Origin of the sequence: Gilliamella sp. B2772, from assembly GCF_026536985.1 — a bacterium.
Lineage (GTDB): Bacteria > Pseudomonadota > Gammaproteobacteria > Enterobacterales > Orbaceae > Gilliamella > Gilliamella apicola_E.
In genome coordinates, this window is sequence record NZ_JAFNNB010000001.1 from 874,948 (window position 1) to 889,769 (window position 14,822).

The 14,822-nt window shown below is 34.1% G+C and carries 11 protein-coding genes; 5 read left to right on the top strand and 6 right to left on the bottom strand.

Annotation, left to right across the window (positions count from 1 at the left end):
* Window positions 1-10: 10 nt before the first annotated feature.
* Genes J3T98_RS04150 through manD form a run of 3 tightly spaced genes read right to left on the bottom strand, consistent with a single transcriptional unit; the run spans window position 11 to window position 3,667 of the window.
* Window positions 11-1,363, bottom strand: coding sequence for an MFS transporter (locus tag J3T98_RS04150; RefSeq protein ID WP_220225098.1), 1,353 nt, complete (start codon window positions 1,361-1,363; stop codon window positions 11-13).
* A gap of 57 nt (window positions 1,364-1,420) precedes the next feature.
* Window positions 1,421-2,437 carry a Zn-dependent oxidoreductase gene (locus J3T98_RS04155; protein WP_267362204.1) on the bottom strand — a complete coding sequence of 339 codons (1,017 nt, stop codon included), beginning with the start codon at window positions 2,435-2,437 and terminating at the stop codon, window positions 1,421-1,423.
* A 15-nt stretch (window positions 2,438-2,452) separates the two neighbouring features.
* On the bottom strand, window positions 2,453-3,667 hold the full coding sequence (gene manD, locus J3T98_RS04160) for a D-mannonate dehydratase ManD (protein ID WP_220225100.1): 1,215 nt from the start codon (window positions 3,665-3,667) through the stop codon (window positions 2,453-2,455).
* Between the two features lie 424 nt (window positions 3,668-4,091).
* On the opposite strand from manD, the gene J3T98_RS04165 reads away from it, so the two are divergent.
* The gene (locus tag J3T98_RS04165; protein ID WP_065734224.1) at window positions 4,092-4,658 is read left to right on the top strand and encodes an anthranilate synthase component II; all 567 of its coding nucleotides are present in this window, start codon (window positions 4,092-4,094) and stop codon (window positions 4,656-4,658) included.
* A 2-nt stretch (window positions 4,659-4,660) separates the two neighbouring features.
* Window positions 4,661-6,397: an aminodeoxychorismate synthase component I gene (gene pabB / locus J3T98_RS04170; protein ID WP_267357518.1), complete on the top strand. Its 1,737-nt coding sequence runs from the start codon at window positions 4,661-4,663 to the stop codon at window positions 6,395-6,397.
* 58 nt (window positions 6,398-6,455) lie between these two features.
* On the opposite strand, the gene J3T98_RS04175 is transcribed toward pabB, so the two are convergent.
* From J3T98_RS04175 to J3T98_RS04185, 3 genes are read right to left on the bottom strand one after another with little or no spacing between them, the layout of a single operon-like run.
* Window positions 6,456-7,034 (bottom strand): PqiC family protein, encoded by a 579-nt coding sequence (locus tag J3T98_RS04175; protein ID WP_267357517.1) that lies wholly within the window; start codon window positions 7,032-7,034, stop codon window positions 6,456-6,458.
* On the bottom strand, window positions 7,034-8,671 hold the full coding sequence (gene pqiB, locus J3T98_RS04180; protein ID WP_267357516.1) for an intermembrane transport protein PqiB: 1,638 nt from the start codon (window positions 8,669-8,671) through the stop codon (window positions 7,034-7,036). Before pqiB ends, J3T98_RS04175 begins: the two co-directional genes overlap by 1 nt.
* Before the next feature lie 15 nt (window positions 8,672-8,686).
* Window positions 8,687-9,925 carry a PqiA/YebS family transporter subunit gene (locus J3T98_RS04185; protein ID WP_267362205.1) on the bottom strand — a complete coding sequence of 413 codons (1,239 nt, stop codon included), beginning with the start codon at window positions 9,923-9,925 and terminating at the stop codon, window positions 8,687-8,689.
* A gap of 419 nt (window positions 9,926-10,344) precedes the next feature.
* Here J3T98_RS04185 and recA point away from each other — a divergent pair, with 419 nt between their 5' ends.
* The 3 genes from recA to alaS all read left to right on the top strand — a co-directional run bounded on the left by recA (window position 10,345) and on the right by alaS (window position 14,721).
* Entirely contained in the window at window positions 10,345-11,391 is a 1,047-nt protein-coding gene (gene recA / locus J3T98_RS04190; RefSeq protein ID WP_065562294.1) for a recombinase RecA, read from the top strand.
* On the top strand, window positions 11,391-11,891 hold the full coding sequence (locus J3T98_RS04195; RefSeq protein ID WP_267357515.1) for a regulatory protein RecX: 501 nt from the start codon (window positions 11,391-11,393) through the stop codon (window positions 11,889-11,891). Before recA ends, J3T98_RS04195 begins: the two co-directional genes overlap by 1 nt.
* 196 nt (window positions 11,892-12,087) lie before the next feature.
* Window positions 12,088-14,721: an alanine--tRNA ligase gene (gene alaS, locus J3T98_RS04200; RefSeq protein WP_220225106.1), complete on the top strand. Its 2,634-nt coding sequence runs from the start codon at window positions 12,088-12,090 to the stop codon at window positions 14,719-14,721.
* Window positions 14,722-14,822: the final 101 nt, after the last annotated feature.

A 14,822-nucleotide genomic window follows, 5' to 3' on the forward strand; every position in this document is an offset into this window, starting at 1 on the left:
TTTCTTCCGTTTAATTTTTACTATCTGCCGCATCATGTAAGTCAGCTAAATCACGATCTTTTACCTCAGGCATAAGAATAGCCGAGATAAGACCAATACATGAGTAAACAATAATCATAGCCACAATTGGCCACCAATCATTTACCATTTTACAGAAAATTCCAGCCAGAATTGGGCCAAATCCTACGGCAATTAAACCACCTGCTTCTTTAGATATTGCCATTTGGGTGAATCGATTTCGAGCACCGAACATTTCGGCCATGGTGATGTTTTCTAGGGCAAATAAACCTAAAACTGCAATATTATGAATGAGAATCAAACATAATGTAATAGTATTTACAGAATGATTTATATCTACAATGATAGATAACATTGGGTATGCTAGTATAATTGCAGACAATGTTAGTATTATATAAGGAATTTTTCGACCAATCTTATCTGATAACCAACCTAAGAAAGGAATAGTCAAGAAGCCGACAATTGAACTAAACATAATTGCATCAGTTGGAATACTTTTATTAAATAATAATGCTTGCACTAAATATCCCGCTAAGAAAGTTTGGATTAGCCCAGAATTTCCTGCTTGACCAAAACGTAATCCTGTAGCTAACCAAAATGATTTACTTTTAAACATTTCAAGTAATGAGATATGTTTTGTAACATCATTATCATTTTTTAGCGTATTAGTATCATTAACCTCATCAAATACAGGGCTTTCTTTTAAATTCATTCTTAACCAAATTGCAAAAATCATAACAATAACACTTGCTATAAATGGAATGCGCCAACCCCATGCAACTAATTGATCTTTATCTAATAAAAAGAACATAAATGCCCATATTGCTGTTGCACTTAATGTCCCACAGTTAGTTCCCATTGCAACTAATGAAGAAATTACTCCTCTTTTCCCTTTCGGTGCATATTCAGCGAGCATTGTTCCTGCACCAGAAATTTCAGCACCGGCACCTAATCCTTGAATTATACGTAAAATAACCAACATCAATGGCGCTAAAATACCTACTTGAGCATAAGTTGGTAGTACACCAATTAACGTAGTACATACCCCCATCATGGTAATAGTAATGAATAGAACTTTTTTACGACCGATAGCATCACCCATGCGACCAAAAACGAAGGCACCAATGATTCGTGCAACATAACCAGCACCATAAGTACCCATTGCTAAAATCAACGCCATAATAGCAGATTGTTCTGGAAAGAAAATTTCATGAAAAACTAAAGCAGCACCTAAAGAATATAATTGAAAATCCATAAATTCTAAAGCTGTTCCTAACCAACCTGATACTGCAGCTTTAACTAAATCCGAAGTATCCCTCTCACACTTATTTCCTATATTATTCATACTGTTCTCTCTTTTAATATTTTATCTAAAAAGGTTTTTCACAAGACTTTTTTAGTGCTAATTAAAGGTCAATAAAACTTTGCAGCAATGTTTCTGATCTTTTTCAAAAGTTTCAATCGCTTGAATTACTTGGGTATAATCAAATTGATGTGTGATTAACTTTTTGGGGTCGATTAATTTTTTCTTTAACCAATCGATAACAACTGGAAACTTATTCGCATTTAATCGAGAAGAAAAAATAGATAACTCTTTACTGGTTATCCCTTGTTGAGTAATTACACAAGGATCACTTGAAAAGCCCATGATTAGGATCCTTGCTGCAGGGGAGGCAATAGAAATTGCTTCTGGCAAAATCGAAGGATGACATGCAGCGTCAATTATAATTGTCGGTTTAATATTAAGTTTTTCTAATTCATTTTTCAGTGATAGATTAGTATTATTGATAACTTTATCTGCACCGCTGGTTTGTGCCATAGCCAACCGTTCATCAATTCGATCGACAACGATAACTTGTTTAACTTTATAAACATTTTTTAGCGCTTGTACTGATGTTAGTCCCATTGGACCTGCACCATAAATTAAAGCAACATCATTTTCAGCTGGTTTCAAATGACTAGTAGCATTCGCTGCAATAGTAAACGGTTCAATCATTACAGCAAATTCATTACTAATGTCATCTGGAATCGGATAGGCATTTTTGCTTGGCACTGTTGTATATTGACTAAATCCACCATCACGGTGAACGCCTAAAACAGTCAAAGATGTACAAACATTGGGACGGCCAACTGAACAAGGATAACAACAACCACAGCTAATGACGGGATCGACAGAAACACGTTCACCAATTCTTGATCGATCTACTCCTTCACCTACTTCATCAATAACACCAAAAAATTCATGTCCTATAACTCTTGGGTATTTTGCAAATGGGTTGTGCCCTCGATAAATATGACTATCTGAACCACAGATGCCAGCTAGTTTAACTTTGACTCTTACTTCACCTTTAGCTGGTTGAGGAAGTTCACGTTCCTCGATTTCCAGTTCATTAGTTTTTTTTACAACGATACTTTTCATATAAGCTCCCTCAATTTACCAATTCCACAACGTGCCATCTTCTAAACGAGCAATTGGCAAATAAGCGGGGTTGTATGGATATTTAGCTGCTAGTTTTTCATCAAAATCGATCCCTAAACCTGGTTTGTCACTTGGGTGCATATAACCATCAGTAAAGGTCCAGTTTGGTGAAAAGACTTCTAGCATTTGCTCTGAGTAACCCATAAATTCTTGAACACCAAAGTTAGGTACCCACATATCAAAATGAAGTGCAGCTGCATGACAGATTGGTGATAAATCTGAGGGGCCATGAGAGCCTGTTCTAACTTGATAAAGCGACGCAAAATCAGCTATTCGACGCATATGAGTTATACCGCCTGCATGGGTTATTGTGGTTCGGATATAGTCAATAAGCTGTTCTTCAATTAACTGTTTACAGTCCCAAATACTGTTAAATACTTCACCTACGGCAATTGGTGTTACGGTGTGTTGGCGAATTAAGCGGAAACATTCTTGATTTTCAGCTGGTGTTGGGTCTTCCATCCAAAATAGGCGATAGTCTTCAACACTTTTACCAAATCGAGCTGCTTCAATTGGTGTTAAACGATGGTGCATGTCATGCAATAAATGTTCGTTAAAACCAAATTTATTTCTCACTGCCTCAAATAATTTTGGTGTGAAATCAAGATATTTGTCTGTTGCCCAAAACTGTTCTTCTGGATAGTTACCTCGTGTTGCTGGTTCGTAAGCTAAGTTTTTACCTTTACTTTGACCGTAAGTGGTTTTCATTCCTGGTATGCCACACTGTACTCGAATGGCCTTAAAGCCCATTTCTTTATGTTTAGCATAATCATCTAAGGCTTCTTCAATATCTTTACCTGTGGTGTGGCAATACACCATTACACCGGTACGAGAAGCTCCACCTAATAATTGATAAAGTGGCATATTGGCAACTTTACCTTTGATATCCCATAACGCCATATCTATGGCTGATATCGCTGACATTGTCACAGGTCCACGACGCCAATAGGCACCTTTATAGAAATATTGGAAAATATCTTCTATTTGACTGGCATCTCGCCCTATTAATTGTGGGCAAAGATGATCTTTAAGATATGATGCGACGGAAAGTTCACGTCCATTGAGCGTTGCATCACCTACTCCATATACGCCGTCATCTGTCGTTATTTTTAGTGTGACAAAATTCCTTCCTGGACTACAAACAAAAACTTCTGCTTTTACAATTTTCATTGAATACCTCATAAATAATTTCTGTAGCAACAAATTAATTTATTAAATACTACCATACAAGTAGATTAGTATATTTTTGTGAGTAAGATCACATTAAGAAAAAATATGACAAAGAAAAAAGTGTTTTTAATATGCTTTTTAAAAGAAACGTTTAAGTAGGGATATGTTATGCTTTGAGCATTATTGACGGTGGAATATCATTTATTTTATATACCATCCAATGTTATAGATGGTTTCGATCCCCTAAATTTTTACTTAAATTGTATTGAGAAAATACGTTCCTCAAAATTTCAAAAAAAGTTGAGGAACGGGGTTTTTGAAAGCTTATATATAAACTGCTTTATGTGATATCCCTTTTTATAATAGAATCATCTGTCACATTTCAAACCTTCATTTTTTAAAATAATTAGTATTGGATATAATTTTGATTCTTCTGATTGATAACTACGATTCATTTACATTTAATATATATGATTACCTGTGCCGTGCTGGCGCGAAGGTTATGGTCATTAAAAATGATGAAAAATCTATTGATGAATTAAAACGATTGTCGTTTTCTAAAATGGTAATTTCCCCAGGGCCAGGTACGCCAGATAATGCTGGGATATCGTTGTCAGCAATTCAGGCTTTTGAGAATAAATGTCCAATACTTGGTATCTGTTTAGGCCATCAAGCGATTGCTCAATATTTTGGATTCTCGATTATTAAAGCACCTGTACCCATGCATGGAAAAATTGATGAGATCATTCATGATGAAAAGGGATTATTTTCTGGAATTAAAAATCCTCTGTCTGTTGTAAGATATCATTCGTTAATTGTACAAAATTCGTCAAATGAGTCACCTTTAACAATCACTGCTACTAATAAACAAGGGTTGATTATGGGGTTACGTCATAAAACATTACCTATCGAATCAGTACAATTCCACCCTGAAGCGATCAAGACTGAATTTGGTTTAAAAATGATAAGCAATTTTGTTAGTGAGCAATAAGCATGAAAATTTATATCGATTTTGAGGGGCAACGTAAATATTTTTGTGATCCAATAAAGATTATAAAGTCATCTGATTATCACTCAATAAAAAAACATATTGATGAGATAGAAGAGTTTATACAACAAGGTTATTTTGCCTGCGGTTATCTTGCTTATGAAAGCGCTATGGGTTTTAATGAGTCAAATAAGACCAAAATAGTCACAAAGTCAGACCAGGATTTACCTTTACTTTTTTTTGGTATTTTTGAGAGCTATACAACAATAGTTCATACTGAGTGTGCTTCACCCGAGTATTTTGAATTGTCTTGTGACACAAATATTGACGAATATCAGCAGAAAATTAGTTATATTCGATCACAAATTGAATTAGGCAATACTTATCAAACTAACTATACCATTCAATTTAACGCTCCATTCAATGGTGATCCTTTAGATTATTATCATTTTCTACAAAAAAATAATCAGGCAAATTATTGTGCCTATATTGAATTTGAAAATTATCATATTTTATCTATCTCCCCTGAGCTATTTTTTAAATTAGAAAATAGAACCATTACAACTAAACCGATGAAAGGAACAGCAGCACGAGGTTTAAATTCTGACCAAGATAAACAACAAGTGGCCTTGTTGAAGTCAGAAAAAAATCTTGCTGAAAATATGATGATTGTTGATTTACTTCGTAATGATTTAAGCAAAATATCAGTGCCAGGTTCAGTAACCGTTCCACATTTATTTACAGCAGAAAAGTATCCGACTGTCTGGCAACTCACTTCAACTATTCAAGCAACCGTAAAAGAAAATATAAGTTTGTATCAGCTATTTCAAGCGCTGTTCCCGTGTGGTTCAATTACTGGTGCGCCCAAATCAAGTACCATGCAAATCATTAGTGATATTGAAAACTCGGCCCGTGGGGTTTACTGTGGCACAATTGGTTATGTAGAACCTTTAATGAAAAAGGCAGTATTTAATATTCCAATACGAACTTTAACCATACATAATCAACAGTTGAATTATGGTGTTGGTGGTGGCATTACATGGGATTCAACTGCTGATGATGAATATCATGAGATTTTAGCTAAAACAGCTATCTTAAATCGAACGCTGACTATTCCTGAATATATTATTGAAACATTATTGCTTAAAGATGGCGAGTTGGTTTTGTTTGATATGCACTTAGATAGGTTGATAAATTCAACGAGTTATTTTGATTTTGAATGTGATATTCAAACAATTAAACAGACATTAACTAATTTAGCAAAAACTCATTCATCAGGAAGATATAAAATTAGGCTTCTGCAACCTAAATATGGCCAAGCAAAAATAAGTCTCGATAAACTTACTCATTCAATGGTAATTGATAAGCTTGATTTTGCACCCAAATGTGTCGATAAGGAAAACACTTTTCTCTATCATAAAACGACTAATCGACAACACTTTCACGAATTAGCAGTTGGGCAAGAATATATCAATTATAATCAATATGATGAAATCACTGAGTTTGTTAATGGTAATATTGCGTTGTTGATTAATGAAAAGTGGGTAACACCAACTATTACTTCGGGTTTACTTGCTGGTACTATGCGACAGTATTATTTGGATAATCATCAATTAACCGAGCAAAAGATTGTCAAACAAGATATTTTGCAAGCCGAGAAAATAGCATTTATTAATAGTGTGCGAGGATGGGTTGAAATTAAAGACCAGATATTAGATAAATTAAAAGCACAGTTTTCATGATCTGAAATTAAGAGCAGAGAACATTCCGTCATCATATTGACGGAATGTTTAGTAAGTATTAATGTTTAATTGAATTTGCAAAGTCTAATTCTTCATTTTGCCAGCCTTCGGATAAGGCTTTTACCAAAGCATCATAACCATTTGTTGCAAGTGGAACATGACGTTCAATAGCTTTAGTAACGATTTTACCTTTCTTATCTGTCACTACCCAGCGTCCTTTTATGATTGCATCGCCATTATAACCGCCATGGAAACCATCAATAAAAAGTTTAACTGTAAGAGATGGTGTGGTAATTGATTTAGTTGACACCAAATAATTAGGTAAAATTTGAGTTAAGTCTTGTGATAATCGATCGGCAAGTTGTTGAGACAGCGTTGATGCCCATAAATGATTAGTTGCTGTGACATATTTTATGTCCTGTGTTTGCAGAACAATACCGGGTTTGTTTAAGAAACTAGCTACCTCAATGGACTCAATCCAAATAAAATGATCTGTAGTTTGTGTCATTCTTGAGCCAGTCAAATTACTAGTTAATTGAAAATAACTTTTACTCGGTGCATTTGATGAACAACCAATTATAGTTCCTAATAATGTCACCAATATCGTAACTTTTAGCGTTCGAATTAATTTAACCATTATTTCTTACCTCTGGCTTTGGGTTCTTGGTCTTTTTTATTTGGCGCTGAGAAAATCAATGCATTACTTTTATTATTTAATGTATTAAGTAAAGGGGTCAGCTCGTCCATCATTAGTTGAATTTTCTGTAAACTTTCGATCATTTGCGTGTTAAGTTCAGATCCCGGTTGCAACCCTTTCATGGTCTCGTGTAATGAACGAATTGCCTTTTGTAAATCCTTAGGCATAGCTTGCATCTCTTTACTCGCCATAATTTGATTTAATGAATTCATTAGTTTTTCACTTGATTCTAATGATTTATTAAATTGTGTCATCGTGTTATTCAACGGTAAACTGTTAAAGTTGTCGAGTAATTGCAATATTTTTGCTTGAATTTGAGCAAATCCTGTTGATGTTGTTTCGATAGTATCGTAACCATATTGGTTAGCTAATTTTATATTGTATTTATTTTTTAAATCAGGATAAAAATCTAGATCAATATAAAGCGCACCAGTAAACATATTGGACGTTTTTAATGATGCTCTTAGTCCATTTTTTTGTTCATCTTTTATCAAAGCTGCTATATCGATCTTATCATCAACTAATTCTGATAGACGATCAGGCTCTATTCTGATTAATACTGGTACTTTTTGGTTGAGAATTGATCTTTCTTTTAACATTTCTGTGGTATAAAACGGTACTTTACTCACTGTACCCAATCTTATACCATGATATTCCACTGGCGCACCTTCGGTTAATCCCGATATGGAATCAGTAATCATAATTAGAAATTCTTTATATTCAGTGTACTGTGAATCTTGAATCGATTTTCTATCTTCATATAATTTATAGACATCATGTTGCTTCGCCGGTTCACCTAGTTTTGCGCCATCTGGTAAATCAAAGCTGATTCCACCAGACATTAGAACATCTAACGAAGGAACTTCAAGACTTGCTCCACGTGATGATAAAGATAAATTGATACCACCCTCTTTCCAAAAGCGTACATTTTCGGTAACTAATGCATCATAGGGTTTGGTTATAAAAACTTGATATTTCATTTTACGAGCATCGACATCAAATAAGGACGTTTCAACATTACCGACTTGATAACCACGGAACATCACTTTTGCACCACGAGGTACTACACCACTTTGGTCACTTTCTAAATTTAAGCGAATTCCTTTTATACTTGGATCAGATAACGGTGGTGTATCAGATAGAATAAATGGGTTATTTTTGAAACTATGCGTATCGTTGCCTGAGACCAGTTCAATATATACACCAGATAAAATAGTGCCTAGTCCTGTCACACCATCACGGCCAATTTCAGGTTTAACTACCCAAAAAATTGAGTCATTTTTTAACAATGGTTCCATATCATTATAAATTCGACCTTTTATGACGACTTTCTTGTAGTCATCAGATAATGTCACTTCATCAACTATACCAACGTCAACACTACGATTTTTGATTACTGTCTTACCTGCAATAATGCCATTTGCATCATTGGCTAATAAGGTAAAAGATGTGCCTCTATCAGCAAAGTGGGCATAGATAATCCATAATCCAACAACGGCGGTTACTATGGGAATAATCCATATTGCAGAAATTGCTCGGATTTTAATTATTTTTGCTATTTTTCTTGAGGTTGCCATATTATTCCTATTATTCTATTTTTGATTTCGATCCCAAAGTAAGCGTGGATCAAATTTTTGGGATGCAATCATAGTAATGATGACGACGGTTGCGAAAAAAGTAACACCAATATCAGGATAAACTCCCATCATTTGTTGGTTTCTAACTAAAGAACAAACTACAGAAACAACAAAGATATCTATCATTGACCATTTACCAATAAATTCTACCGCATTATATAATTTCTTCATTTTTAAGCAATTATGTTTATTTTTATCTTTCACGGCTAAAGCAAAATAACATAACCAGCTGAGTGAAATAATCTTTAAAATTGGAATAACCACACTTGCGGAAAAGATAACTAATGCCACTGGTACATCCCCTGACTGCCACATATAGATAACACCATCCATAATAGTTGAGGTCGACGCTGAGCCAAATACAACTGTGATCATAATTCCGAATAAATTAGCGGGAATATAAATTATTAATGAAGTTACCAATAATGCAATTGTCCATTGTATTTTATCTCGCCCTCTTACTTGGCTTTTTTGTTTACATCTTGGGCATTTGGCATACTCAACAGGGACGATTGCATGGCAACATTGACACAATTTTATATTTTGAGAAATTCCCGTCTCACCAACTTCTAGTGCTTTTATTGAAAAATTACTTCGATGAATTTCATTCCAGATTTTACCCGGAGTGAAGATAACTAAAGCTTTAATATAAAAGAATACGAATAAACAAAATGCCCAAAATGTGCTAGTGACACCAATATTGCCATAACTCATTAATTTAACGAAACTAACTAATATGCCTGTTAAAAATATTTCAGGCATACACCAATGTTGGAATTTTTCATAAACAATAAGTAAATCTCTTTTCCGATATTTGGTTAAATTAATATTTGAACAAAGTAAGGCAATAATAGATAAATTGAGTAATGGAAAGACTAATACGAAAAAAATAAATAATGCTGAAATATAACTATATTTATCAATAAAAAGTATTCTTGGAATGTCTAGCACACTTACGCCATTGACATTACCAACTAAATTGATATCAATAAAAACAAAACCACAAGCAACAATGAGCATAATTAGAGAGCAAATTGCATACATTGCCGCTCTAAACTTCATATTGACATTGTTTTTAAATAATATTGTATTACATCGTGGACAAACAGCTTTGTGGCCAACTGCAACATCAGCTAATTCGATGACCAAATCACAATGAGAACACAATACATAGTCTTGACTATCAGTGGTCATTATTTTCCTTTATTTATGTTTTAAGCTATAAAGATGTTTTTGATTAGCATAACATTTAGGTATAAAAATCTTCAATGATTATAATATGTTGAGGCAATTAATTTAATACATCAATAACGACTAAAATTTATTTCTATCATCATACCAAATGGTCTTTTTTTATGAAAGTATTACCTAATTAAATTACCTTAATTTGATTATTCTCATTTTTTAAAAGCTCTATTTTTTAGTCGCCTTTTTAAATAATTCAATATCTTTTTCAGCACTAGATCATAAACAAATTCTGCAAAAAATTAATAAATTTTGTGACCAATTTCACAGAGTTAACTAATTTATGAATGTTTATAAAAAAAACTTGATACTGTATAACAATACAGTATAATGTACCCCAATATCCTTACTTATTGGAATTTTATTATATGAATGAAAACAAACAACGTGCACTTTCTGCAGCATTAAGCCAAATCGAGAAACAATTTGGTAAAGGTTCAATAATGCGTTTAGGTGATACTCAGACACTAGACGTAGATGCGGTTTCAACAGGTTCTTTAGGGTTAGATATTGCATTAGGTATCGGCGGCTTGCCAATGGGAAGAATTGTTGAAATTTTTGGGCCGGAGTCATCAGGGAAAACAACATTAACATTATCTGTTATTGCTCAAGCACAAAAAGAAGGTAAAACCTGTGCATTTATCGATGCTGAACATGCTTTAGATCCTATCTATGCAGCTAAGTTAGGTGTTCAAGTCGATGATTTATTAGTTTCTCAACCTGATACAGGAGAGCAAGCTCTTGAAATTTGTGATGCATTAGTTCGTTCTGGTGCAGTTGATGTGATTATTGTGGACTCGGTTGCAGCATTAACACCAAAAGCAGAAATTGAAGGTGAAATGGGCGATTCTCACATGGGGTTACAAGCACGCTTAATGTCTCAAGCATTACGTAAATTAACCGCTAATATCAAAAATGCAAATTGTCTTGTCGTTTTCATTAACCAAATTCGTATGAAAATTGGTGTAATGTTTGGAAATCCAGAAACCACTACCGGTGGTAATGCCTTAAAATTCTATGCATCTGTTCGTTTAGATATTCGTCGTACTGGTGCGGTAAAAGAAGGCGAAGATGTTATTGGTAGTGATACGCGTGTAAAAGTAGTTAAAAATAAAGTAGCTGCGCCGTTTAGACAAGCTGAATTCCAAATCCTTTATGGATGTGGTATCTCTAAAGAAGGTGAATTGATTGATTTAGGTGTTAAACATAAATTAGTCGATAAGGCTGGAGCTTGGTATAGCTACAACGGTGAGAAAGTAGGTCAAGGTAAAGCAAATTCAATTAAGTTTTTACAAGAACATCCTGAAATTGCCAAAGAACTTGAAACTAAATTACGCGATTTATTGTTAAACAGTCCTGCTGTTTTCTCTGCTGATGATGAAGACGTTTCGGCAGATGATGAAAGCTTTGAGTAATGGAAAAAAAACTCAATAAATTAATCTTAAATAAAGCTGTGCAATTACTTGCACAGCGTGATCACTCATCATGCGAACTTAGCCGAAAATTAACATTATTTTTTAGCAAAAAAATTACTTGCTCAAAAGATGATTATCCAGAACAACTAAATAAGTTAAAAACAGAAATAGGACATGTAATTGCACACTGTACTAATCAACATTGGATGGATGATAAGCAGTATATTGAAAAGTATATCTTTATGCGTGCTCATAAAGGTTATGGAAAATATAAAATAAGCTTGGAATTAAAACAGCGAGGTTTGTCATCAGATCTTAGTAGAGAGTTATTACTTTTAGCTGATATTGATTGGTCAAAAATTGCACATCATCAATTATTAAAAAAGTTCAAACTTATCGACCCCCAGAATAATCAACAAAAACAAAAAGTAATACAATTTTTAAAAGCTCGAGGATTTACACAACTTGATATAAAAACTGCGTATAGTTTGTTGACTTAAATTATTATAGTCCCTACAATATTACTTAGATAATACCCATTACGTAAAAAGCTCTCAAGATCTTTTAATTTTATTCCTTATTACTTATTAATAGTAACTAGATCAATCGTTGTACTAAGAATATTTACTTTTCAACTTAAGTTGTAACGGGTATATTACTATGTCTAAAAATTTATCGTTTAATATGGAAGCATAAATGAAAAGCACTGCAGAAATTCGTCAAAGTTTTCTTGACTTTTTCCATAGCAAAGGACACGAAATCGTTGCAAGTAGTTCCCTTGTTCCACACAATGACCCAACACTTTTATTTACAAATGCGGGAATGAATCAGTTTAAAGATGTTTTTCTTGGTATTGATAAAAGACCTTATACCAGAGCAACAACATCTCAACGTTGTGTGCGAGCAGGCGGAAAACATAATGACCTTGACAACGTAGGTTATACTGCTAGGCATCATACTTTTTTTGAAATGCTTGGGAATTTCAGTTTTGGCGATTATTTTAAACGTGATGCGATTCATTTTGCTTGGGAACTACTAACCAGTGAAAAATGGTTTAATCTACCAAAAGACAGATTGACGGTTACTGTTTATGCAACTGATGATGAAGCATTTGCTATTTGGGAAAATGAAATCGGTATTCCTAAAGAGCGTATCATCCGCATAGGCGATAATAAAGGTGCACCATATGCATCCGATAACTTTTGGCAAATGGGTGATACAGGACCTTGTGGACCTTGTACAGAAATTTTTTATGATCATGGTGATCATATATGGGGTGGACCACCTGGAAGTGCTGAAGAAGATGGTGACAGATTTATTGAAATTTGGAATCTCGTCTTTATGCAATTTAACCGTCTCGCTGATGGTACTATGGAACCTTTGCCTAAACCATCAGTTGATACTGGTATGGGGCTTGAACGAATAGCAGCTGTGTTACAACATGTCAATTCAAATTATGATATTGATCTGTTTAAAACATTAATAAAAGCTGCAGCTGAAATCATTCAAGTTAAAGATTTAGAAAGTAAATCATTAAGAGTAATTGCAGATCATATACGTTCTTGCGCCTTTTTAGTTTCTGATGGAGTCCTACCTTCAAATGAAGGGCGTGGTTATGTATTACGTCGAATTATTCGCCGAGCAGTACGCCATGGACATATGTTAGGTGCTAAAGATATTTTCTTCTATAAGCTAGTTAAACCATTAATTGACGTAATGGGAAGTGCTGCTAATGAATTAGCAAATAATCAAAAGATAGTTGAAAATACACTTAAAACTGAAGAAGAGCAGTTCTTAAAAACATTAGAACGGGGTTTATTCTTACTTGACCAAGAGTTAGGTAAGATTACTAACAATGTATTACCTGGCGATATTGCTTTTAAACTCTATGATACTTATGGTTTTCCATTAGATTTAACCGCTGACGTTTGTCGCGAGAAGAATATCACTATTGATGAAAATGGCTTTAATCAATGCATGGAAGAACAACGTAAACGAGCTCGTGAATCTAGTTCATTCAGCGTTGATTATAGCAATATGATTAAGCTTGATGATAAGACAGAGTTTTTAGGTTATCAGTCTAGCGAAGCTTCAGGAAAAGTGATTGCAATCTTCCAAAATGGAAACAAAGTTGAAACAATAAATGCCGGTGATCAAGCTGTTGTCATATTAGATAAAACACCATTTTATGGTGAATCTGGTGGTCAAGTTGGCGATAAAGGTGTATTAACCGCTGCCGATTTAGTATTTAACGTTTCAGACAGCCAGAAATATGGTAAAAGCATTGGTCATATAGGTAAGGTCACCAAAGGATCATTGAAAGTTGGTGATATAGTAACAGCTGCAATCGATGTAGAGATACGTGAACGCATTCGTCGTAATCATTCTGCAACACATTTATTACAAGCCGCGTTACAACGTATTTTAGGAAGTCATGTACATCAAAAAGGATCATTAGTTAACGATAGCTATCTTCGGTTTGATTTTTCACATAATCAACCGATTACATCAGAACAAATTGAAGAAATTGAAAATTTAGTTAATCAACAAATTCGACGTAATTTACCAGTAGACATAGAACTCATGCCTATTGATCAGGCTAAAAATAAAGGTGCTATGGCGCTATTTGGTGAAAAATACGAAGATATTGTAAGAGTATTAACTATGGGAGATTTCTCCATTGAGCTTTGCGGTGGAACACATGTTGATAGAACTGGAGATATAGGACTATTTAAAATTATTTCTGAGTCAAGTATTGCATCAGGAGTACGTCGTATTGAAGCTACTTCAGGTCAAAATGCGATGGAATATATACACCATGAATCCAATTTGCTAAATCAAATTGGACAATTGGTTAAAAGTGATAAATCTGCTGTTTTATCACGAATCGAGCAACTGCTCGATCAAACCAAAACACTTGAAAAAGCAATAGAGCAGTTAAAAGCCCAACAAGCTAGCCAACAAAGTGGGCAATTGCTTAATCAATGTGTGGAAATCAATAATAAAAACTTACTAATTGCTAAGGTTGATAACGTCGAGGCAAAAATGTTACGTACCATGATTGATGATCTTAAAAATCAATTAAAAACTGGTGTAATTATTTTAGCCGCTGTCAATGATGGCAAAATCAATTTAGCTGCTGGTGTAACCAATGATTTATTAAACATTGTTAAAGCTGGCGAATTAGTTTCTCAATTAGCATTAAAAGTAGGTGGTAAAGGCGGTGGGCGGCCTGATTTCGCTCAAGCAGGTGGAATGGATCTTTCGGCGTTACCAGAAGCGTTATCTTCTGTAAAAAAGGAAATCAGTAATAAATTACAAGCAAGTTAGCCGGAAGTACTCCAGTGTTGTTAATTAGACATTAGTGTATTTCTGTAAAATTACGTCTTTCTATCTTATCGATAGTAGGCTGACGAAGCTATATCTTAAAA

What these genes read in the sequence shown, in the direction of transcription:
- J3T98_RS04150 (WP_220225098.1), bottom strand. Translation starts at nt 1,363, where the DNA reads ATGAATAATATAGGAAATAAGTGTGAGAGGGATACTTCGGATTTAGTT.
- J3T98_RS04155 (WP_267362204.1), bottom strand. Translation starts at nt 2,437, where the DNA reads ATGAAAAGTATCGTTGTAAAAAAAACTAATGAACTGGAAATCGAGGAA.
- manD (WP_220225100.1), bottom strand. Translation starts at nt 3,667, where the DNA reads ATGAAAATTGTAAAAGCAGAAGTTTTTGTTTGTAGTCCAGGAAGGAAT.
- pabB (WP_267357518.1), top strand. Translation starts at nt 4,661, where the DNA reads ATGAAAATTTATATCGATTTTGAGGGGCAACGTAAATATTTTTGTGAT.
- J3T98_RS04175 (WP_267357517.1), bottom strand. Translation starts at nt 7,034, where the DNA reads ATGGTTAAATTAATTCGAACGCTAAAAGTTACGATATTGGTGACATTA.
- pqiB (WP_267357516.1), bottom strand. Translation starts at nt 8,671, where the DNA reads ATGGCAACCTCAAGAAAAATAGCAAAAATAATTAAAATCCGAGCAATT.
- J3T98_RS04185 (WP_267362205.1), bottom strand. Translation starts at nt 9,925, where the DNA reads ATGACCACTGATAGTCAAGACTATGTATTGTGTTCTCATTGTGATTTG.
- recA (WP_065562294.1), top strand. Translation starts at nt 10,345, where the DNA reads ATGAATGAAAACAAACAACGTGCACTTTCTGCAGCATTAAGCCAAATC.
- J3T98_RS04195 (WP_267357515.1), top strand. Translation starts at nt 11,391, where the DNA reads ATGGAAAAAAAACTCAATAAATTAATCTTAAATAAAGCTGTGCAATTA.
- alaS (WP_220225106.1), top strand. Translation starts at nt 12,088, where the DNA reads ATGAAAAGCACTGCAGAAATTCGTCAAAGTTTTCTTGACTTTTTCCAT.